The 20,654-nt window shown below is 70.4% G+C and carries 19 protein-coding genes; 12 read left to right on the forward strand and 7 right to left on the reverse strand.

Going from position 1 to position 20,654, the window contains the following annotated elements:
• On the reverse strand, positions 1–1,245 hold a 1,245-nt coding region (locus tag ON27_RS21865), incomplete at its 3' end, for a coenzyme F420-0:L-glutamate ligase (RefSeq protein ID WP_043730908.1).
• Positions 1,242–2,240, reverse strand: coding sequence for a 2-phospho-L-lactate transferase (cofD, locus tag ON27_RS21870; protein ID WP_051046873.1), 999 nt, complete (start codon positions 2,238–2,240; stop codon positions 1,242–1,244). The genes cofD and ON27_RS21865, both read right to left, overlap by 4 nt.
• 491 nt (positions 2,241–2,731) lie before the next feature.
• Here cofD and ON27_RS21875 point away from each other — a divergent pair, with 491 nt between their 5' ends.
• From ON27_RS21875 to ON27_RS21905, 7 genes are all read left to right on the forward strand, one after another.
• Positions 2,732–2,965, forward strand: a complete 234-nt coding sequence (locus tag ON27_RS21875; protein WP_029901515.1) for a WhiB family transcriptional regulator — start codon at positions 2,732–2,734, stop codon at positions 2,963–2,965.
• 125 nt (positions 2,966–3,090) lie between these two features.
• A complete protein-coding gene (locus ON27_RS21880) occupies positions 3,091–3,570 on the forward strand; it encodes a metallopeptidase family protein (RefSeq protein ID WP_167477524.1) in 480 nt (159 codons plus the stop codon).
• Between the two features lie 301 nt (positions 3,571–3,871).
• A complete protein-coding gene (locus ON27_RS21885) occupies positions 3,872–4,252 on the forward strand; it encodes a DUF3499 domain-containing protein (RefSeq protein ID WP_043697013.1) in 381 nt (126 codons plus the stop codon).
• Positions 4,253–4,304: 52 nt separating this feature from the next.
• Positions 4,305–5,681, forward strand: a complete 1,377-nt coding sequence (locus tag ON27_RS21890; RefSeq protein WP_043730912.1) for a phosphomannomutase/phosphoglucomutase — start codon at positions 4,305–4,307, stop codon at positions 5,679–5,681.
• Positions 5,682–5,799: 118 nt separating this feature from the next.
• Positions 5,800–7,002 (forward strand): serine/threonine-protein kinase, encoded by a 1,203-nt coding sequence (locus tag ON27_RS21895; protein WP_043730916.1) that lies wholly within the window; start codon positions 5,800–5,802, stop codon positions 7,000–7,002.
• Positions 7,002–8,222 (forward strand): mannose-6-phosphate isomerase, class I, encoded by a 1,221-nt coding sequence (gene manA, locus ON27_RS21900; RefSeq protein ID WP_043730920.1) that lies wholly within the window; start codon positions 7,002–7,004, stop codon positions 8,220–8,222. Before ON27_RS21895 ends, manA begins: the two co-directional genes overlap by 1 nt.
• Positions 8,223–8,297: 75 nt before the next feature.
• Positions 8,298–9,224: a cation diffusion facilitator family transporter gene (locus ON27_RS21905; protein WP_043730924.1), complete on the forward strand. Its 927-nt coding sequence runs from the start codon at positions 8,298–8,300 to the stop codon at positions 9,222–9,224.
• A 26-nt stretch (positions 9,225–9,250) separates the two neighbouring features.
• On the opposite strand, the gene ON27_RS21910 is transcribed toward ON27_RS21905, so the two are convergent.
• Complete coding sequence (locus ON27_RS21910; protein WP_043730927.1) at positions 9,251–10,720, reverse strand: phytoene desaturase family protein; 1,470 nt, start codon at positions 10,718–10,720, stop codon at positions 9,251–9,253.
• A 167-nt stretch (positions 10,721–10,887) separates the two neighbouring features.
• Between ON27_RS21910 and ON27_RS21915 the strand changes: the two genes are divergently transcribed.
• Positions 10,888–11,103: a DUF4287 domain-containing protein gene (locus ON27_RS21915; RefSeq protein ID WP_043730931.1), complete on the forward strand. Its 216-nt coding sequence runs from the start codon at positions 10,888–10,890 to the stop codon at positions 11,101–11,103.
• A 95-nt stretch (positions 11,104–11,198) separates the two neighbouring features.
• Here the strand turns inward: ON27_RS21915 and ON27_RS21920 are convergent, their stop codons facing one another.
• The gene (locus ON27_RS21920) at positions 11,199–12,563 is read right to left on the reverse strand and encodes a cation:dicarboxylate symporter family transporter (RefSeq protein ID WP_051046874.1); all 1,365 of its coding nucleotides are present in this window, start codon (positions 12,561–12,563) and stop codon (positions 11,199–11,201) included.
• 121 nt (positions 12,564–12,684) lie between these two features.
• Here ON27_RS21920 and ON27_RS21925 point away from each other — a divergent pair, with 121 nt between their 5' ends.
• Together ON27_RS21925 and ON27_RS21930 are read left to right on the forward strand one after the other, a co-directional pair.
• Positions 12,685–14,256, forward strand: a complete 1,572-nt coding sequence (locus ON27_RS21925) for a sensor histidine kinase (protein ID WP_043730934.1) — start codon at positions 12,685–12,687, stop codon at positions 14,254–14,256.
• Positions 14,253–14,957, forward strand: a complete 705-nt coding sequence (locus ON27_RS21930; RefSeq protein WP_043730936.1) for a response regulator — start codon at positions 14,253–14,255, stop codon at positions 14,955–14,957. The genes ON27_RS21925 and ON27_RS21930 overlap by 4 nt, the downstream gene beginning before the upstream one ends.
• Here the strand turns inward: ON27_RS21930 and ON27_RS21935 are convergent, their stop codons facing one another.
• The 3 genes from ON27_RS21935 to ON27_RS21945 form a co-directional block, all read right to left on the reverse strand.
• A complete protein-coding gene (locus ON27_RS21935; RefSeq protein ID WP_043730939.1) occupies positions 14,958–16,259 on the reverse strand; it encodes a cytochrome P450 in 1,302 nt (433 codons plus the stop codon).
• 135 nt (positions 16,260–16,394) lie between these two features.
• Positions 16,395–17,117: a TIGR03089 family protein gene (locus tag ON27_RS21940; protein ID WP_043730942.1), complete on the reverse strand. Its 723-nt coding sequence runs from the start codon at positions 17,115–17,117 to the stop codon at positions 16,395–16,397.
• 3 nt (positions 17,118–17,120) lie between these two features.
• Positions 17,121–18,677, reverse strand: a complete 1,557-nt coding sequence (locus ON27_RS21945; protein WP_083887729.1) for an LCP family protein — start codon at positions 18,675–18,677, stop codon at positions 17,121–17,123.
• A gap of 111 nt (positions 18,678–18,788) precedes the next feature.
• On the opposite strand from ON27_RS21945, the gene rfbD reads away from it, so the two are divergent.
• Together rfbD and ON27_RS21955 are read left to right on the forward strand one after the other, a co-directional pair.
• Positions 18,789–19,658 carry a dTDP-4-dehydrorhamnose reductase gene (gene rfbD / locus ON27_RS21950; RefSeq protein ID WP_043730944.1) on the forward strand — a complete coding sequence of 290 codons (870 nt, stop codon included), beginning with the start codon at positions 18,789–18,791 and terminating at the stop codon, positions 19,656–19,658.
• Positions 19,659–19,737: 79 nt separating this feature from the next.
• Complete coding sequence (locus tag ON27_RS21955; RefSeq protein ID WP_043730971.1) at positions 19,738–20,634, forward strand: glycosyltransferase family 2 protein; 897 nt, start codon at positions 19,738–19,740, stop codon at positions 20,632–20,634.
• The last annotated feature ends 20 nt before the right edge of the window (positions 20,635–20,654 follow it).

Below are 20,654 nucleotides of genomic sequence, written 5' to 3' on the forward strand. Positions count from 1 at the left end.
GGCCAGGCCCAGGACGTCACGGGTGATCTCGGGAGCGAAGATGGTCGACCCGATCCAGCAGCTGCCGATTCCCTCGGCGGCCAAGGCGACCAGCAGTCCCTGCACCGCGGCGCCCACCGCCACGGTGAACATGGTGCGTTCGTTGGCCCGTCTGCGCTCGTCCGGATAGTCGTGCGCGCCGTCCGGCACGCAGAACGGGATGATCACCTCCGGGGCGTCGAACAGGATGCGCCCGCGGGCGACGCGGCGCTCGACCCGCTCCGGCGCGAGCCCGTCGGCGGTCAGATCGGCGCGCCACTGCTGCGCCATCGCCTCGAGCAGGCGAGTGCGCCGCTCCGGATCGCGCAGCCAGACGAAGCGCACCGGGCGGGTGTGATGCGGCGCGGGCGCGGTCAGCGCGACCGACACCGCCGCGCGGATGCGTTCCGGATCCACCGGAGTGTCGGCGAACCGGCGGATCGAGCGACGCAGCAGGACCGCCTCCTTGCGACCGCGCTCGATCGCTTCGGCGGTGCCCAGCCAGAAGAGGTCATCGGTGCCGCCGCGCAGCAGATCGGCGGCGCTGGATCCGTCGTCGGCGACCGGCAGGCCGCGCACCACGGCGACCGGGACACCGCCGAGTTTGCCTTTGACCAGATCGGCGGCGGCGGCCAGTTCGTCCGCCACGGCCACCTGGGTGACGAACAACTCGTTGCCCTGCCCGTCGACCGCGCCCGCGTAGTCGTGCAGCACCCGCAGGCCCGCGGCGCCGATCGCCGCGTCGGTCTGGCCGTTGCGCCAGGCGCGGCCCATCGTGTCGGTGACGACCACCGCGACCGTCACGCCGAGCCGTTCGGCGAGCGCGGCCCGCAGCGCCTTGGCGCTGGCGTCGGGATCGGTGGGCAGCAGCACGAGTTCGCCCTGTTCGACGTTCGAGCCGTCCACACCCGAGGCCGCCTGCACGATGCCGAGCTTGTTCTCGGTGATCAGCGTGCGGCCCTTGCGGGCGAGCACCCGCACGGCCTCCTGGTCGACGAGCCTGCGCCGGGCGGCGTCGCGTTCCTCCGGGTCCAGCGGGGCCTCCACGATGCGACCCTCCACCTTGGCGACGATCTTGCTGGTGACCACCAGTACGTCACCGTCGGCCAGCCAGGGCGCGCAGCGGGCGATGTGCTCGGCGAGGTCGTCGCCGGGCCGGAATTCGGGCAGCCCGGTGACGGGCAGGATGCGCAGCTCTCCGGCCGCGTGGTCGGTCGGTGTGGTCACAGGGCGACTCCAGCGAGATCCAGCGCCTGACGCACCATCTCGGCGGTGGTGGGCGGGTCGGTCATCAACAAGGGCACGCTACGCACCGCCACGCCGGGCACGTCGGCGGTGTCGGTGCTGTGGATCAGCCAACCGTCCAGGATGCCGGTGGCCGAGCGGGCGCCGTAGTACCGGCCGATCGCCTCGGCCGTGGTCTCCACGCCGATCACCGACAGGCACTCGTCGGCCATACCGCGCAGCGGCTTGCCGTCGATCACACCGGACACGCCGATCACCTTGGCCGCGGTGGTGCGCAGGGCGCCGCGGATACCGGGCACGGCGAGGATGGCGCCGATGCTCACGACGGGGTTCGACGGGGCGAGGAGAACCACGTCAGCGGATTCTATGATATTGATCACATTCGGGGCAGGTTTGGCTTCATCCGCGCCAATTGTGGCGAATCCATGGGTGTGGATGTTCGCGCGGTAGCGAACCCACCACTCTTGAAAATGGATCGCGCGCCGTTCGCCAGGGTTGTCCGGATCGGTCACCACGACATGCGTTTCGCAGCGATCGTCGGTTGCCGGGATCAGTTTCACGCCCGGCTGCCACCGGTTGCACAGCGCCTCGGTGACCGCGGAGAGCCGGTATCCGGCGCGCAACATTTCGGTCCGGATCAGATGCGTGGCGATATCGCGGTCCCCCAGGCCGAACCAATCGGGCTGGGCGTGATATTTCGCGAGCTCCTCCTTGGCGTGCCAGCTCTCGCCGACCCGACCCCAGCCCCGGTCGGTATCGATGCCGCCGCCGAGGGTATACATGCAGGTGTCGAGGTCGGGACAGATCCGGAGCCCGTGCATCCAGACGTCGTCGCCGACGTTCACGATGGCGGCTACATCCGCCTCGGGCAGCAGCTCCCGGACGCCCTGCAGGAATCGCGCGCCACCGACGCCGCCGACCAGCACGGCGATCCGGGGTCCGTTCGCGGGCGAGGCGTCCGCTTGTTGTCCAGTCACATCCGCACAGCCTATGCCCTGGCGTGGCGGCTCCCATTCGCGGCAAATTTGCTGTTTATTTGCTATTGCAGATCACAAGTTGGGCTCGGAATGCGGCTGCGGATAGTAACGGAATAGCGACGGCGGCTTGACCATCGACGCGTCCGGCGTGTCTAATCACAGTCATGTCATTCCGGGGTCGCGCGAGAGTTCCACGCGCGAGCCAGTTTTCGAACAGATGTTCGCATCGGTATGACAAGCTCGGGGACGTCCGCGGGACAACGTCGCGGGGTATGGCCGTCGGTGCGCGTGTTGGTCCGACGGAAAGAATCATTCTGCGCTAACACACAGTGAGGAGGCGGAGCGTGGCCAATGAGATGGTCTCGCCGACCGATTCCACAGCAGGCGCAGCACGTGGCGTCTGCGCAGACAACGGCGGCTGGAAGGACCAAGAGGGGGGTGACGGAGTCACGGCGCCCCGGCTCAGCCTGGTCGTGACCGGCTTCGACGAGATGTTCGAATCCATCGAGGAGCAGTGGCAGGAGCGCGCCCTGTGCGCGCAGACCGATCCGGAGGCGTTCTTCCCCGAGAAGGGCGGCTCGACTCGTGAGGCCAAACGGATCTGCATGGGCTGCGAGGTGCGCGACGAGTGCCTGGAATACGCACTCGCGCACGATGAGCGCTTCGGCATCTGGGGCGGGCTCTCCGAGCGGGAGCGCCGCCGCCTCAAGCGCGGCATCGGCTGACAGACATCCGCGGGGCCCGGAGCCGCCCGTCCCACCAGGGCGCTCCGGGCACGCGCGACACGACCGGACCGATCTCGACCGCCTCGATGCGGACCACCGGCGCCGGCTGGCCTAGATTTTGTGTCATGGCACGTTCCCGTAAGCGTCGACCGCCGACCGCCCGGTCGGTGATCCGCCGCGGCCGCGGAGTCCGCGGGCCGATGCTGCCACCCACGGTGCCCGCTTGGCGGACCCGCGGCCAGAAGTTCGACCGGCTGGTGCTGGAGGCGTTCGCCCCGCTGGACACCCGCTGGCACGACCGGCTCACCAAGCTCGACATCGCGGTCGACGACGTTCCGAAAATCCGTCCGCTGCACCCCGATTCCGTCACTTGGCCGGATGAGGTGGTCGCCGACGGCCCGGTTCCCCTCTCCCGGCTCATCCCCGCCGGAGTCGACCGCCACGGCGCGGCGACCAGGGCGCGGGTGGTGCTGTTCCGCAAGCCGCTCGAGCTGCGCGCCAGCGATCCCGACGACCTGGTGGACCTGCTGCGCGAGGTCCTGGTCCAGCAGGTGGCCACCTACCTCGGCGTCGACCCGGACGTGATCGATCCGGAAGCCGAGTGAGTCGCACCCATCCAGGCGGCGGCGGCCCTCGAATGCCGTTGCGGGGCAGGCGCCGGCGCGAACACGTGTAGCCCGGCGCCGGTTGGGTAATCCGCTATTCCCCGGTTCGCGACGAACCTTTCGCGCCGCGCGCCCGCACGGGTCCGGTCGCGCGGGACATCGTCATCGAGCCGGGCACGTCGTCCAGAGCACACGCGACGCCCGGTGCCGGACTCGTTTCGCGACGCACGGACCGAGATTCTTCAAGCGTGTCTGTCCCCATCGACGCGCCAGGGGGGTTACTCTCATCGGCGTGATTCCCATGCGTCGTTGCTGCCGTCCAGGCTGCAAGAATCCGGCCGTCGCGACGCTCACCTATGTGTACTCGGACTCGACGGCGGTGGTGGGACCACTAGCGACGGTCGCCGAACCGCACTCCTGGGATCTCTGCGAAACGCACGGCTCACGAATCACCGCTCCGAAGGGCTGGGAACTGGTTCGCCACGAAGGTGGATTCTCCTCCAGCACACCGGATGACGACGATCTGACCGCGCTCGCGGAGGCGGTGCGGGAGGCCGGTCTGCGCCGCCGCCCGCCGGAGCACGAGCAGCGCGGCTATCGCGACTACGCTCCCCCGCCGCCGCGGACCACGCGAACCGGCCGTCGCGGCCATCTGCGCGTGCTGCCCGACCCGCCGTCCTGAACAGACGAGGACGGTGTCGGACCGGTTCGGCGCAACCACTAGGGTGGTGGGCATGACAGTCGCCCGCTCTGCCGAATTCGTGAACGCGGTGATCAAGGCCTACGACGTTCGCGGTGTGGTCGGTGATCAGATCGACGCGGAATTCGTCAGGGACGTCGGCGCCTCCTTCGCCCGGCTGATGCGCGCGGAGAACGCGCACCGGATCGTCATCGGACACGACATGCGGGACTCCTCGCCCGCCCTGTCGGCGGCCTTCGCCGACGGCGTGCTCGGCCAGGGCCTCGACGTGGTGCACATCGGCTTGGCCTCGACCGACCAGCTGTACTTCGCCTCCGGCCACTTGGACTGCCCGGGCGCCATGTTCACCGCCAGCCACAACCCGGCCCGCTACAACGGCATCAAACTGTGCCGCGCCAAGGCCCTTCCGGTCGGGCAGGACACCGGTCTGGCCACCATCAAGAACGAGCTGATCGAGGGCGTCCCCGGGTACCAGGGCGAGCGCGGCAGCGCGACGGAACTGGACCTGCTCAGCGAGTACGCGCGGTTCCTGCGCGGCCTGGTCGATCTCGGCGGCATCCGTCCCCTCACCATCGCGGTGGACGCGGGCAACGGCATGGGCGGCCACACCGTCCCCGCGGTGCTGGGCACGCTGCCGCAGGTGACGATCGTGCCGCTGTACTTCGAGCTGGACGGCAGCTTCCCCAACCACGAGGCCAATCCGCTCGACCCGGCGAACCTGGTGGACCTGCAGAAGCTGGTCCGCGAATCCGGCGCGGACATCGGCCTGGCCTTCGACGGCGACGCCGACCGCTGCTTCGTCGTCGACGAGAACGGCGAGCCGGTGTCGCCCTCGGCGATCACCGCCCTGGTCGCCGAGCGCGAGCTGGCCAAGGAGCCCGGCGCGGTGATCATCCACAACCTGATCACCTCCCGCGCGGTGCCGGAACTGGTGCACGAGCTGGGCGGAACGCCGGTGCGCACCCGGGTCGGGCACTCGTTCATCAAGCAGGAGATGGCCGCCACCGGAGCGGTGTTCGGCGGAGAGCACTCCGCGCACTACTACTTCCGCGACTTCTGGGGCGCCGACTCCGGCATGCTCGCGGCGCTGCACGTGCTGGCCGCGCTCGGCGAGAAGGACCGTCCCGTGTCGGAACTGATGGCCTCCTACGCGGGCTACGCGGCCTCCGGCGAGATCAACTCCACCGTGACCGACGCCCAGGCGCGGACGCTGGCCGTGGTGGAAGCCTTCGCGAACCGGGCGCACTCGGTGGACCGGCTGGACGGAGTGACCGTGCAGCTGGCCGACAACGCCTGGTTCAACCTGCGCGCGTCGAATACCGAGCCGTTGCTCCGGCTGAACGTCGAAGCCCGATCGGCGGAGGAAGTAGACGCACTCGTGACCGAGATCTTGAGCATCGTGCGCTCCTGACTGGAATAGTGGAATCACAGGCCTTGGATTCGCCCGACTCGGTCTCGGTGTGGCAGCTGGACCGGGTGGGCGCGGGGGCGGAAAAGACACAGCGCGATGAGGGGAGGTGGGACGCCCGATGATCGCTGGAACACCGGTGCTCGACCTCGACGATGCCGCATCACTCGAGGCCGCCGACGCAGGCGGCGCCCTTCGCTCGGCCGCTTCCGGCGGCGCCCAGGTACGTGCTACCGCGGCGGCCGTCGGTGAGGACGCGCTGGCCCGATTGGCCGATCTGCGCCCACGCAGCGTGGTATTGGTCTCCGGTTCCGGACGTGCCGCGCGGGCCGCCGGACTGCTCGTCGCCGCGCTCGGCGACCGTGCGGGCCTACCCGTCGTGCCCGCCGCCGCCCTCCCGCCGTGGGTGGGGCCGCTGGACGTCGTCCTGGTCTCCGGCGACGACGCGGGCGACCCCCGGCTGATCGACGCCGTCGACCGGGCGCTGCGCCGCGGCGCGGAGGTGGTCGTCGCCGCGCCGCACGAGGGTCCGCTGCGCGCCGCAGCGGCCGGACGCGCCGCCGTGCTGGAACCACGGGTGCGGGTGCTCGGGCACAACCGCCTGCTGCGCTTCCTGGCAGTCGGCATCGCGGTGCTGCGCGCGGTCGACCCGCAGCGCACCGGCGCCGCCGTCCCCGAACTCACCGAACTGGCCGATGTGCTGGACGCGGAGGCCCTGCGCGACGGCCCGCACAACGAGGTCTTCCGCAATCCCGCCAAGACGCTGGCCGCGCGCATGCAGCAGCGGGGCATCGTGCTCGCGGGCGATTCGCCCGCCGCCGCCGAACTGGCCGAGCACGGGGCCGAGGTGCTGCTGCAGTCCGCGGGCAAGGTGGCCACCGCGGTGGATCTGGCCGAGGCCGTGGCGGCGCGGACCAGGATGTCGGAGGCGGCAGGCGAATCCGCGCCCGACTTCGATCCGCTGTTCCACGACGAGGAACTCGACGGTCCCGCGCCGGTGGAGCGCATCCGGGTGTTCGTGCTCAGCGCCGATCGCGATCGCGCGGCCGCGCGCCGCCGCCTGGCGGTGTTCGGCGGCGAGGGTTCGAATCTGGTAGACGCCGATCTGGTAAACGCCGACGTCGATCTGCTGCACACCGAGATGACCGACCCCGCCGCCCCCGCGCAGGCCCGCGACGAGGAGTCCGCGCCCGCCAACGGCACCGAACTCGAACAGCTCGCGGTACTCGCGCTGCGGCTGGAGATGGCCGCCGCCTACCTGCGGCTGATCGGCTCGCGCAGCGCATCGGCCGACAGCCAGGGGCAGTACGGGGGCAGCTACTAGTGCACGAACTCGTTGGTGCGCTGCGCTCGTATGCCTGGGGCTCGCGCACCGCGCTCGCTCAGCTGTGCGGCAGGCCGGTGCCGTCGGCGCATCCGGAAGCAGAGTTGTGGTTCGGCGCCCACCCCGCCGACCCGGCGCACGTGAAGATCGGTGACCGCACCACGTCCCTGCTGGAGCTGGTCGCCGCCGACCCGGACCGGGAACTGGGTTCCGCCGCGGCGGAATTCGACGCCAAGCTGCCGTTCCTGCTGAAGGTCCTGGCCGCCGAGGAACCACTGTCACTGCAGGCGCACCCGAGCACGGAACAGGCGCGGGCCGGCTTCGAACGGGAGAACCGGGCGAAAGTGCCGCTGGATTCGCCGCTGCGCAACTACCGCGACGAGAACCACAAGCCGGAACTGGTCGTCGCGCTGGACCGATTCGACGCGCTGGCCGGGTTCCGCGAACCGCACCGCACGGTCGAGTTGCTGCGCGCGCTGGCGGTGGACGGCCTGCGGCACTACTGCGAACTGCTGGCCGCACAGCCGGATTCCGCGGGCTTGCGCACGCTGTTCACCACCTGGATCACGCTGCCGCAGCACGTGCTGGCCACGTTGCTGCCCGCGGTGCTGGACGGCTGCGTGCGATACCTGTCCGGCAAAGGCACGCGCGAGTTCACGGCCGAGGCGCGCACGACGCTGGAACTGGCCGAGGCATACCCCGGCGACGCGGGTGTGCTGGCGGCGCTGCTGCTGAACCGGGTGACGTTGGAGCCGGGCCAGGGATTGTTCCTCGCGGCCGGGAACCTGCACGCCTACCTGCGCGGGCTCGGCGTGGAGATCATGGCCAACTCCGACAACGTGCTGCGCGGCGGTCTCACGCCCAAACACGTCGACGTGCCGGAACTGTTGCGCGTGCTGGACTTCGAGCCGATCGGCCTGCCGGTCGTGCTGCCGGAACCCGCCGGCGACGGATCGGTACGCTACCGCACGCCCGCCCCGGAGTTCGCGCTGCGCCGCTTCGACCTGGTGGCCGGGTCCGCGCGGGTGCCGCTCACCGCGGCGGGGCCGGGCATCGTGCTGTGCACGGCGGGACGGGTGCGCCTGTTCCAGAACGGCTCCGCGCTGGAGCTCACCCGGGGCGGCGCCGCCTGGATCTCCGCCGCCGACACCGATATTCGCGCACAGGCGCTGGACGGCGCCGTCCAGCTGTTCTGCGCGTGCGTCGGCGCGACCGGCTGACCGAACCCGACCGCGGGCTCGCCGGTGGCCTAGTCTGGTCGCGGGTATCTCGGCGAACAGAGAGGACATGCTTCCATGTCGGCTGGTGGTGGCAAGAAGGCGATCGTCGCGGCGTTGACCGCGAACGCGGGGATCGCCGCGGCGAAGTTCGTCGGTGCGGCGATCACCGGCTCGGGGTCGATGCTCGCCGAGGCGGTGCACTCCGTGGCCGACACGGGCAATCAGGGACTGCTGCTGCTGGGGCAGCGGCGCGCCGCGAAGGAAGCCACCGAGCTGCACCCGTTCGGGTACGCGCGCAACCGCTACTTCTACTCGTTCATCGTGGCGCTGGTGCTGTTCACCCTCGGCTCCGGTTACGCCATCTACGAAGGCATCCACAAGATCCAGCACCCGGAGGAACTGACTTCGCCGATCGTGGCGATCGTCATCCTGGTGATCGCGATCGCCTTGGAGATCTACAGCTTCACCACGGCGGTGCGCGAGTCCGCGCCGCTGAAGGGTGATGCCGGCTGGTGGCAGTTCATTCGTAACTCGCGCAGCCCGGAACTGCCGGTGGTGCTGCTGGAGGACACCGGCGCGCTGGTCGGCCTGATCTTGGCGCTGGCGGGCGTCGGCCTGACCATGGTCACCCACGACCCGATCTGGGACGGCGTCGGCACCCTGGCCATCGGCGGGCTGCTCGGCGTCATCGCCGTGGTGCTGATCGTGGAGATGCAGAGCCTGCTGATCGGCGAGGGCGCCACGCCGGAGGAGGACCGGCAGATCCGGGCGAAGCTGGTCGACGACACCCGCATCGATCGGGTGATCCACCTCAAGACCCAGTACCTCGGCCCGGAGGAACTGCTCGTGGCGGCGAAGGTCGGCGTGGTGCCCGGTCTGGACGTCGCGGCGATCGCGAGCGCCATCGATGATGCCGAGTCCCGCGTTCGCGCGGCGGTCCCCGCGGCGCGGGTCATCTACCTCGAACCCGACCTCTACCGCACGCAGCCCGTCGAGGGCTGATCTTCCGGCGGGAACTCGTGCGCCGCTCAGCGGTGCTGAGCGGCGGGAGTCCGAAGCAGCTCGAGCGGATCGGTGCGGATGTCGAAGCGCTCGCGCAGGGCGTGCCGGGCGGCGTGCAGGCCGCTCATGCCGTGGACGCCGGGGCCCGGCGGGGTCGAGGACGAACACAGATAGACGCCGGGAATCGGTGTGGCGTAGGGGTTCCAGCGCGGAGCTGGACGGAAAGCGAACTGCCGCAGCGTCATCGCGCCCGCCGAGATGTCGCCGCCGAGGTAGTTCGCGTTGTGCGCGGGCAATTCGGCGGCCGTGATGACGTTCTTCGCCAGGATCAGATCGCGGAAGCCCGGCGCGAACCGCTCGATTTGGGCGATCACGTCCGCGCTGACATCGCGCGTGGAGCCGTTGGGCACGTGGGCGTAGGTGTAGAAGGTGTGGCCGCCCGCAGGGGCGCGGGTGGGGTCGACCACTCCGGGCTGGATGGTCAGCACATAGGGGCGTTCGGCGTGCCGCCCCATGGCCACGGCGTGCTCGGCGGCCATGGCCTCGGCGCGGGTGCCGATCACGTGCAGCGTTCCGGCCAGTGCGCAGCCCTCGGCCTGCCACGGCACCGGTCCGGAGAGCGCGAAATCGACCTTGCAGGCCGCGCCGCCGTAGCGGAAACGCCCGAGTCGCTTCGCGTACCGGGCGGGCAACCGGTGCTCGGCGATGCGCAGCAGTTCGGCGGGGGAAAGATCGAGCAGTACGGCGCGGGCGGTGGCGAACTCGTCCAGCGAATCCACCCGGTGCCCGGTGTGCACCCGGCCGCCGAGACGTTCGAGTTCGGCGATCATCGCGTCGGGGATCGCCTGACTGCCGCCGCGCGGAACGACCCAGCCCGCGGCATGGGCGAGGGCGCCGAGCATCAGTGCCGCGCCCGCGGCCGTGATCGCGCGCGGCGGGATGATCGCGTGGGTGGCGATGCCGGTCAGCAGGGCGGGCGCGACCTGCTCCCGGAAGCGGAGATTCCACAGCGGTGAGCCCTGCTCCAGTGTGCGCAGGCCGAAGCGGACGGCCGTCGCGAGCCCGGACGGGACGCGGCGCAGATCCGACATCGCGAGGTCGACCACCGCGGGCCAGCGCCGCACCAGCGGTGCGAACAGATTGCGCCATGCCGGTCCGTCGGGGCCGAGGTGCTCGACCGTCCGTTCCAGGTCCCGCCAGGCCAGTCCGGCGACGCCGCCGTCGAGCGGGTGCGCGTAGGAGACCTCCGGCGCGAGCAGTTCGACACCGTGGGCGGACAGATCGAACGCCCGGAACAGCGGGGAGGCGGCCGCCATCGGATGCGCGCCCGCGCACAGGTCGTGCCGGTAGCCGGGGAGCGTCAGCTCGGCCGTGCGCGAGCCACCGCCCGCCGCCTGCTCGGCTTCGTAGACCGCGACGTCGAGCCCGGCCCTGGCCAGGATCACCGCGGCGGCGAGACCGTTGGGTCCCGAGCCGACCACCACCACATCAGCCATGCCCCCACGCTACCGGCCGGCCCGCCTTCGGCTCGCTCGCCGACATGCCGACTCCCAGCGGTCCGAGCGATCGCCGGTGATATGGAACACAGCCGCCGGCCACCGACGAAATCCGAAGCCTCACTCCGTCCTCACCATCGAACGCACGAACAGCAAGGAGAACGACCATGGCGACCAAGCCGCACGGCCCCGCGTCCTACTTCCCCTCCATCGAGGCCAAGTACGGCCGCGCGATCGAGGAGTGGAAGGCCGCCATGCGCGACACCGGACTGACCTCGCACAAAGAACTGGTCGAGTGGCTGAAGACCGAGCACGGCTTCGGGCACGGCCACGCCACCGCACTCACCCAGCACCACCTCCACCCGGAGAAGTGGGCGGCCTGACCCGGACGCGACGCAGGGCCCGCTGATCCTGCGGGCCCTGCGTGGTGGGCTGCTGCCTGCAACCGGTCCAGCGCGGACGGGTGCCGGCTGCGCCCCTATGCCTTGACCAGGTCCACGGTCTCGGCCTCCCGCGTGACCGGAGCGCCCGGCGCGCCGTGGTCGTCGTCGACCATGGTCCGCTCATCGAAAGGCATCCTGCGTTCGAGCACCTCACGCACCCGGTCCACGTCGACGGTCTTGGTCCAGGTGCCGATCAGCACCGTGGCGACCGCGTTGCCGGAGAAGTTGGTCAGCGCCCGCGCCTCGGACATGAAGCGGTCGATGCCGACGATCAGGCCGACGCCGTCGAGGAGTTCGGGCCGGTGACTCTGCAATCCGCCCGCCAGCGTGGCCAGCCCCGCACCGGTGACGCCCGCCGCGCCCTTGGAGGCGACGATCATGAACAACAGCAGCCCGAGTTGCTCGCCGATGGACAGCGGCTTGCCCATCGCCTCGGCGATGAACAGCGACGCCATGGTCAGGTAGATGGCGGTGCCGTCGAGGTTGAACGAATACCCGGTCGGCACGACGACGCCCACGGTGGAGCGTTCCACGCCCATGTGGTCCATCTTCGCGATCAGCCGTGGCAGCGCCGACTCCGAAGAGGAGGTCGCGACGATCAGCAGGTACTCCCGCGCGAGGTAGCGGACCAGCTTGAAGATCGACACCCGCGACACGCTCCACAGCAGCACGCCGAGCACACCGAAGACGAACACCAGGCAGGTGAGATAGAACGCGACCATGAGCGTGCCCAGCTTCACCACCGCGTCCAGGCCGGTCTTGCCGACCACGTTGGCGATCGCGCCGAACGCGCCGATCGGCGCCAACCACAGGATCATCACCAGGATCCGGAACACGAGCTTCTGCAGCAGCGCCACGCCGCGCACGATCGGCTCGCCCGCCGTACCCATGGCCTGCACCGCGAAACCGACCAGCAGCGCGACGAACAGCGCCTGCAGGACATTGCCGGTGGTGAGCGAGGACAGCAGCGTGGAAGGGACGATGTTCTGGATGAATTCCCAGGTGCCGCCCGCACCGTGCGCGGTGTCGGCCAAGTCGTGACCGGCTTTGGTCGACTTGGCGATGTTCAGGCCGGTGCCCGGTTGCAGCAGATTGCCGACGACCAGGCCGATCCCGAGCGCCATGGTCGACATGACCAGGAAGTACCCGATGGCCAGACCGCCGACTTTGCCGACGGTGGCCGCCGCCCGCACCGAGCCGATTCCGAGCACGATCGTGCAGAAGATGACCGGAGCGATCATCATCTTGATGAGGTTGACGAAGATGGTTCCCAGCGGAGCGAACGACTGCGCGACGCCGGGAGCCAGCCAGCCGACGAGAACGCCCGCGACCACCGCGACGATGACGGCCAGATACAGCCAATGGGTGCGGTCGCGCCGCGTTCGTGCCGAGTCGTTCATAGCGAGGATTTCCCTTCGAAGGTACCGAAGCGAGGTCGCTGACGCTCGCCAGGCAGAATGATGGTCGGCCGGGTGATCCTGGTCACTGTTTGGTGCATTACGTTCAGCGGAGGAAGAGCTTGTGAGACGCGGTCGGCTCTCCCTCGCCGGTCAGGCATTCGTCTTCCAGTTGGTCGTGCTCGCGGTGATGATCGCGATCGGTGTGGTGCTCGCGGTGCTGGACGCCAGGCACGACAGCGACGTCACCACCACCCGCGAGGTCACCGGCGTCGCGATCACCGTCGCCCGCGCGCCTTCCACCGTGGCCGCGCTCGGCGCACCCGATCCGACGGCGCTGTTGCAGCCGGTCACCGAGGAGATCCGCCGCGAGACCGGCATGGATTTCATCGTGGTGATGGCACCGGACCGGACCCGCTACACACACCCCAACCCGGCGATGATCGGTCTGCCGTTCAGCGGCACCATCGATCGCGCGCTGGCGGGTGAGACCTTCACCGAGACCTTCACCGGCACCCTCGGCCCCTCCATCCGGGCGGTGACCCCGGTCTACGACGACGGGCGGATCGTCGCCCTGGTCTCCGCGGGGGTGACCCGTGCGAAGATCGGCGACCAGGTCGCCACCCAGCTCCCGGTGATCCTCGGCGTCGCGGGGGCCGGTCTCGTGCTCGCCGCGGGCGGATCGTTCCTGCTCAGCCGCAGGCTGCGGCGGCAGACCCACGGCCTGGCGCCCGACGAGCTGCGCGCGATGTACGAGCACCACGACGCCGTCCTGCATTCGGTGCACGAGGGCCTGGTGGTGTTCGGATCGTCCGGCGAGGACGCCGAGGTGGTCAACGACGAGGCGCGCCGCTTGCTCGACCTGCCCCCGGGCGATGTGCGGCGCAGCGACCTCCCGCTGTCGCTACAGCGGATGAGCTGGGGCACCGTGCGCGACGAGATGCACGTGACCACCGACCGGATCCTGCTGGTCAACCAGGACACCGTCTCGTGGGACGGCAGGCCGATCGGCACGGTGATGACCATTCGCGACCACACCGAATTGCAGGCGGTGATGGGCGAACTCGACTCCGTGCGCAGCTTCGCGGAATCGTTGCAGGCGCAGGCGCACGAGTCCGCCAACCGGCTGCACACCGTGGTCACCATGGTGGAGCTGGGCCGTCACCAGGAGGCCGTCGAGTTCGCCACCGCGGAACTCGAGCTGTCGCAGTCGCTGATCGATCGGCTGTTCGCCGCGGTGGGGGCGCCCGCCCTGGCCGCTCTGCTGCTCGGCAAGGTGAACCAGGCGGCCGAACGCGGCATCGAGCTGACGATCACCGACGACACCGCCCTGGACTCGGTGGATCCGCTGTCGCCGCACGAAACCGTGACGCTGGTCGGCAATCTCGTCGACAACGCGCTCGATGCCGCGGCGGGCAGCGCGTCCGGCTGGGTGGAGGTCACCCTGCGCCACCAGCGGGCGGACGCCGCGGACGAGTCGATGCTCTACATCCGGATCGCCGACAGCGGCCCCGGCATGTCGGCGGAGATGTTCGCGCGCGCGTCCCAGCGCGGCTATTCGACCAAAGCCGACCACCACGGGCTCGGTCTCGCACTGGTCCACCGGCTGGTGGCCCGCCACGGGGGAAGCATCCGCACCCAACGGGATCCCGAAAGCGCGGTGACCGTGACGATTCCACGAAAGGAAGCACGATGATCCGTGTGCTTATCGTCGAGGACGAGCCGTTGATCGCCGAGGCGCACCGCGCCTACGTGGAGCGCATCGCCGGATTCACCCCCGTCGGTGTCGCCCATACCGGCCGCGAGGCGATGCGCGCGGCGGCCGACGCCGCGGCCGAGGGCACGCCGATCGACCTGGTGCTGATGGACATCGGCCTGCCGGACGCCAGCGGGCTCGACGTCGCGGCCGCGCTGACCGGCTTGGCGCCGCGCCCCGACGTCATCGCCATCACCTCCGCGCGGGACCTCGCCATGGTGCGCACCGCCGTGTCGCACGGCGTCGTGCTGTATCTGCTGAAGCCGTTCACCTTCGCCGCGTTCCGCGACAAGCTGGAGCGTTATCGCGAGTTCCGCACCGCGCTCCCGGCCGGGGAGAGCGCCATCTCCCAGAACGACATCGACCGGGCGCTCAGCGCGCTGCGCACCCCGGACCAGCGCGCCGCCACCCCGAAAGGCGTCGCGCCGCAGACTCTCGACGAGATCTCCCGCACCGTGCGCGCGGCCGAGGCCGAAGGCGTCACCGCGGCGGACACCGCGTCCTCGATCGGGGTCTCGCGCATCACCGCATGGCGCTATCTGGAGAAACTGGCCGACGACGGCTTGGTGGTGCGGCGCTCGGACTACGGCAGGGCGGGACGCCCGAAGACCCGCTACGTCTGGAAGACCACGACCGGCTGATCAGACCGGCTCCGGCGCGGGCGCGCGCTGACCGAGCCGCACCGGCATCCGTTCGTAGCCGTGCAGCGTGAACAGCGCGCGCCGCTTCGGCGGACCGTCCAGGCGCAGGTCGGGGAACCGCTCGAACAGGGCTCGCAGCGCGTGGACGCCCTCCATCCTGGCCAGGCTCGCCCCGAGGCAGACGTGCACGCCGCTGCTGAACGACAGGTGCTCCTTGGCGTTGTCGCGTCCGACGTCGAACCGCCCCGGTTCGGCGAAGACCGCGGGGTCGCGGTTGGCGCCCGCGAGCGACAGCACCACGGTGTTGCCCGCGCGCACCGGGATGCCGTCGATCTCCACGTCGGTCAGCGCGGTCCGTGCCGTGGTCTGCACCGGTGAGTCGAAGCGCAGGATCTCCTCGACGGCGTTGGGCCACAGCTCCGGATCCTCGCGCAGCCGCTCCAGCTGATCGGGATGGGCCAGCAATTGCGCGGCACCGTTGCCGATCAGGTTGACCGTCGTCTCGAAGCCCGCGCCCATGAGCAGGCTCGCGGTGGCCTTCAGCGCGTAGGAGTCCAGCTCGCCCGCGGTGACCAGGCTGCTGAGGACGTCGTCGCCCGGGGCACGGCGCAACCGTTCGATGTGCTGGTCGAGGTATTCGTTCATCACCTCCATGGCCAGCAGTGCCTTGCGATGCGCGCGCCACGGGATGCCGACGTCCAGCAACGGCGTCATCCGGTCACCCCAGTCGAGGAACCGCGCCTTGTCCTCGTCGGGGAAGCCGAGCATCTCGGAGATGATCGCGATCGGCACCTGGGCGGCGAAGGAACGGATCAGATCGGCCGAACCGGGCGAGGGCAGCGCGTCCAGCAATTCCTCGGTGACCGTCTCGACGCGATCGCGCAACCTGCGGATCGCGCGCGGGGTGAACGCCGAGGCGACCGGCTTGCGCATCGCCGTGTGCTCCGGCGGATCGATCACCAGCATGGACGGCGGCTCGACCGGATTCGGCGGCAGCGGGAAGCGCTCGGCCAGCTTCTGCATCGGCTTGGGAATGTTGAAGCTCTCCGTGGTGCGCACGCCGAAACGGTTGTCGCGCAGGATGGAGCGGCACAGCTCGTGATCGAAGGTCGCCCAGGCGATCGAGGTGCGCAGCAGCCGCCCCTGCCCGCGCAACCGCTCGATCAGCGGATATGGGTCGTCGAAACCGGCGGGCCCGCCCATCAGCTCGGCGAACGGGTCGCCGCGGCGCGCCTGCAACCGCAGCGCCAGACGAGGCGCGCCCTGCACCGACAACCAGCGGAACCAATAGTGTGGCCTCATACTCCAACCCCGTCGTTGTGCGATGACTCCACCGTACGGAACGCCGCCGAGTTGTAAAACGTCCTCAGGTCGGATCGGCGCCTATACCGTGGTAGGAGCCGCTGCCGGGCGCTGATCGCGGGACCGCGGCGCCGCTCACCCGCGTTGCGCGGTCACCCGTTCCGACGCGATGCGCCGGTCCCGCAGCGCCGGATCCGGATTGACCACCTGCACCAGCGACGCGCCCGCGGCGAGCACCGCGAGGTAGCCGTCGATCAGTTCGGCGGGCGTCTCCCACGGCGTGCTGGACAGCACCCGGTCGCCCTCGGTGAAACCCTGCAGCACCGCCGATCTCCTGGCTTCGGCGAGCACCTCGGCGACCGGCATGCCGTCCAGCGCGACACCGGCGCCGCGGGGCAGGAACTGGTCGCCGTGCACGCGCACCGAGGTGGCGAAATCGGTGACGCCCACCGGCAGGTCGCGCACCGGGGCGCCCATGGCGTCCAGCGACAGCGCCGCGACCTCGCCCGCCCCGTCGGCCTCGTCCAGGCGGTCCGGGGTCACCAGGGCCAGATCGGCGTCCACGTCGGGGCGCAGCACCACCTCGGTGCCCGCCCACCAGCAACCCAGCAGCACCGCGGCGGTCTGCCAGTGCGCCGGGAGCAGCACGGCGACCCGGGCGCCCGGGCTCAGACCGAACTCGTCGCGGATCAGGTTGGCGGTCTTGGCCGCCCAGTTCGCCAGCGTCGCGCCGGACAGTTCGATGCGCGCTCCGGTGGCGTCGTCGTAGTAGGTGACGCGCGGGCCCGCCGGTTCACGAGCGAGGATCGGATCGAGTACCGCTTCGGTGAGAGTGTGTGCCTGGTCGATGTCACGCATGTTTCAGTTCACGCATTTCGGTCCGTTCTGGCCTGCGTCGATCGGTGGAGCGGGCGGGACTGGTGTGGCTGCCGACGACGTGCCGGACAGATCGAACACCCGGCTCGCCGACGAGCCCGGACCAGAATAGTCGCTCGCCAGCACGACGCTCACCGTATCCGGCGACAGGGACGGATCCGCGACCACCGTCAGCCCGCCGAGCGCCTTGGCCACCGCCTGCGCCTTGGGGCTCGCCGTATCCGCCGCGAGCACCCGGCTGCCGGTGACGCGGTTGCCGCTGTAGTTGGACACCGTGCCTTGGCGGAATCCTTTGGCGCTCAGCGCCTGCGCCACCTCCGCCGCGAGCCCGCCGATTCCGCCCGCGTTGTAGACGCTGACGGTCACCGTGGCCGGATCGAAGCCCGGCTCGGCGTTGCGTGTGGCCTTGCCGTCGCCGACCAGCGAGGCGATGTAGGACTTGACCGCCTTGGGTTCGACCTTGACCACGGATTCGCCGCTGCTGGTCTCTCCGTTGAGATCGGCGACCGGGATGGTCTCGAACTTCACCTGGCCGCCGGACAGATCCTTCAACCGTTGCAGGAACGACAGCACGTCCCAGTCCTCGTCGAGCACGATGGTCCGGCCCACCGCGTCGCTGAGTTGCTGGAGTTTGACCGGATTGGCCAGCGTCTTCGCGCTGAGCACCTGTCGCACCAGCTGCGCCATGAACACCTGCTGGCGCACGATGCGGTCGATGTCGCCGCGCTCCAGATCGTGGCGCTGACGCACGAAGCTCAGCGCCCTCGGCCCGTCCAGGCGTTGACGTCCCGCGGGGAAGCGGGCGCCGGACATCCATTCGTCGACCGGGTTCCGCAGGCACACCTCGACCCCGCCGACGGCGTCGGTGAGCAGGGCGAAGCCGAGCAGGCTCACCTCGGCGTAGTGGTCGACGGTGATGCCGGTGAGACCGGCCACTGTCTTGATCAGCGCCTGCCTGCCCGCCTGGGTGGACTCGCGCTCCGCGTCGGTCGCGGCGACCCCTTGATCGATCAGCTTCTGCAACTGGGCCGCCTTGGTGGCGCCGTAGGCCGAGTTGATCTTGCCCATGCCGAGGCCGGGGAGGTTGACGTAGGAATCGCGCGGAATGGAGATCGCGGTCGCCGAACGTCCGTCGTTGGGTACCCGCAGCAGCACGATGGTGTCGGTATTGGTGCCCACCTCGTCACCCGCGTGCAGCATGGCGCGCTCGGCGTCCGACAGCGGGTTGCCGTGCGCGTCGGTGCGACTGTCCACGCCCACCAGCAGGATGTCCACGGCACCGTCGCGGCTGCCGCCGAGACCGAGATCGCCGATGCGCTCGATGTCGGCGACCAGCGCGTCGACACTGCGCCAGGCGAAACCGGTGAGCGCGAGCACGATCACCGCGGCGGCCGCCGCGAGCACGCGCAGCGGTCGGTACGACCGGCCGCCCGCTCCGGTCGGACGCGACGACGCCGATGTACCCCTCCGCTGCGACAAGTCTGCATCCTCTCGCCGAAACTCGGTCCCTGGCGACGCGTGCGCAACCGATCCGCCACCCATGGTCACCGCTCGCCCCGCCCGGTTTCGGGATCCCCCGATAGCTCAAGGCTATCGAACGGTTATCGCGAACGGCCGCAACCGCGGACATGGCGGCGTGCCAGACTGGCGCCCGTGACCGACCCCACCGCACCCGCGTCCACCGTATCCGCCCGCCTCGTCGTCACCGGGGCGCGCGGACAGGTGGGCCGGGAACTGCGGCGTCTCGCTCCGGCCGCCACCGGGTACGGACGCGCCGAACTCGACATCACCGACCCGGCCGCCGTGCGCGCCGTGCTCGCGCCCGGCGACGTGGTCCTGAACTGCGCCGCCTACACCGCCGTCGACCAGGCCGAAACCGACATCGAAGCGGCGTACGCGGGCAACGCCACCGGACCAGCCGTGCTCGCCGACGTCTGCGCCGACCTCGGCGCCCGGCTGATCCATCTGTCCACCGATTACGTCTTCCCAGGTACCCAGGAACGGGCCTACGACACCCAGGATGTGACGGGACCGACCTCCGTGTACGGGGCGTCCAAGCTCGCCGGCGAACAGGCGGTGCTGAGCCGCTGCCCGAACGCGCACGTGGTGCGCACCGCGTGGGTATACACCGGGCGCGGCGGCGATTTCGTCGCGACCATGCTGCGGCTGGAGCGCGAGCGCGACACCGTCGACGTGGTCGACGACGAGGTCGGCTCGCCCACCTACGCCGCCGATCTTGCCGCCGCGCTGCTGGAGCTGGCGGGCCGACCGGACGCCCCGCGCGTGCTGCACGCCACCAATGCCGGGCGAGCCAGTCGATTCCAGCTCGCCCGCGCGGTGTTCGCGGAGGCGGGCGCCGATCCCGAGCGCGTCCGTCCGTGCGATTCCGCCGCCTTCCCCAGACCCGCACGCCGCCCGGCGTATTCGGTGTTGTCGCCGCGGTCCTGGAACGACGCCGGGCTACGGCCGCTGCGGGATTGGCGGACCGCGCTGGGAGACGCGCTGGCGCGGCGGTCCGGCTAGGGCGGGGCAGCGGCGTCGCGCCGGCCGTGCGCGGCCATCGGCGAACGGCGTGCGGCCGCGCCCACTAGAGTTGACTGCCGTGAGTGAATCCGATTCCGCCGCGCCCGCCGGCCTGGCCGTCGTCACGGTGACCTACTCGCCAGGCGAGCACCTCGAGCACTTCATCACCACCCTCGCCGGTGCCACCGCGGAGAAACCCCAGGTGATCCTCGCCGACAACGGGTCGGTGGACGGTGTGCCGGAGTTGGTCGCCGAGGCGAATTCGCATGTGCGGCTGCTGCGCACCGGCGGCAACATCGGCTACGGTGGCGCCATCAACCGGGCGGTCGCGGAGATCGATCCCGGCATCGAGTTCATCGTGATCGCCAACCCGGACATCCGCTGGGGCACCGATTCGATCGACAAATTGCTCGCCGCCGCCAAACGCTGGCCGCGCGCGGGCGCGCTGGGGCCGCTGGTGCTCGAGCCGGACGGCAGCGTGTACCCGTCGGCTCGCCGGGTGCCCGGCCTGCTCGACGGCGCCGGGCACGCGATCCTGGGCACGGTGTGGAAGTCCAACCCGTGGACCCGCCGGTACCGGCAGGAGAACGAGGAGATCTCCGAGCGGGCCGTCGGCTGGCTGTCGGGGTCGTGCCTGCTGGTGCGGCGCGCGGCGTTCGACTCGATCGACGGCTTCGACTCCCGCTACTTCATGTACATGGAGGACGTCGACTTCGGCGACCGCATGGGCAAGGCGGGCTGGCACAACGTGTTCGTGCCGGAGGCCGAGGTCACCCATGCCAAGGGGCACGCGGCGGGCCGCCATCCCGAAGTGATGCTGCCCGCCCACCACGCCAGCGCCTACCGGTTCCAGGCCGACCGGCATCCGCACTGGTGGCAGGCTCCGCTGCGGCTGGCGTTGCGGGCCGGACTTGCGGTCCGCTCGCGGATTGCGGTTCGATCTGCCCTGCGCCAGCAGGCGCGCGACGCCGGATAGCAGGCGGCGGCGAGAACGAC

The sequence above is a fragment of the Nocardia asiatica NBRC 100129 genome (genome assembly GCF_000308415.1).
Lineage (GTDB): Bacteria > Actinomycetota > Actinomycetes > Mycobacteriales > Mycobacteriaceae > Nocardia > Nocardia asiatica.

Coding starts and splice junctions, on each gene's coding strand:
- ON27_RS21910 (WP_043730927.1), bottom strand. CDS start 10,720: ATGGCTGATGTGGTGGTGGTCGGCTCGGGACCCAACGGTCTCGCCGCC.
- ON27_RS21920 (WP_051046874.1), bottom strand. CDS start 12,563: ATGAACGACTCGGCACGAACGCGGCGCGACCGCACCCATTGGCTGTAT.
- ON27_RS21940 (WP_043730942.1), bottom strand. CDS start 17,117: ATGCGTGACATCGACCAGGCACACACTCTCACCGAAGCGGTACTCGAT.
- ON27_RS21945 (WP_083887729.1), bottom strand. CDS start 18,677: ATGGGTGGCGGATCGGTTGCGCACGCGTCGCCAGGGACCGAGTTTCGG.
- ON27_RS21875 (WP_029901515.1), top strand. CDS start 2,732: ATGTTCGAATCCATCGAGGAGCAGTGGCAGGAGCGCGCCCTGTGCGCG.
- ON27_RS21930 (WP_043730936.1), top strand. CDS start 14,253: ATGATCCGTGTGCTTATCGTCGAGGACGAGCCGTTGATCGCCGAGGCG.
- ON27_RS21880 (WP_167477524.1), top strand. CDS start 3,091: ATGGCACGTTCCCGTAAGCGTCGACCGCCGACCGCCCGGTCGGTGATC.
- ON27_RS21915 (WP_043730931.1), top strand. CDS start 10,888: ATGGCGACCAAGCCGCACGGCCCCGCGTCCTACTTCCCCTCCATCGAG.
- ON27_RS21885 (WP_043697013.1), top strand. CDS start 3,872: ATGCGTCGTTGCTGCCGTCCAGGCTGCAAGAATCCGGCCGTCGCGACG.
- ON27_RS21935 (WP_043730939.1), bottom strand. CDS start 16,259: ATGAGGCCACACTATTGGTTCCGCTGGTTGTCGGTGCAGGGCGCGCCT.
- ON27_RS21895 (WP_043730916.1), top strand. CDS start 5,800: ATGATCGCTGGAACACCGGTGCTCGACCTCGACGATGCCGCATCACTC.
- ON27_RS21905 (WP_043730924.1), top strand. CDS start 8,298: ATGTCGGCTGGTGGTGGCAAGAAGGCGATCGTCGCGGCGTTGACCGCG.
- ON27_RS21890 (WP_043730912.1), top strand. CDS start 4,305: ATGACAGTCGCCCGCTCTGCCGAATTCGTGAACGCGGTGATCAAGGCC.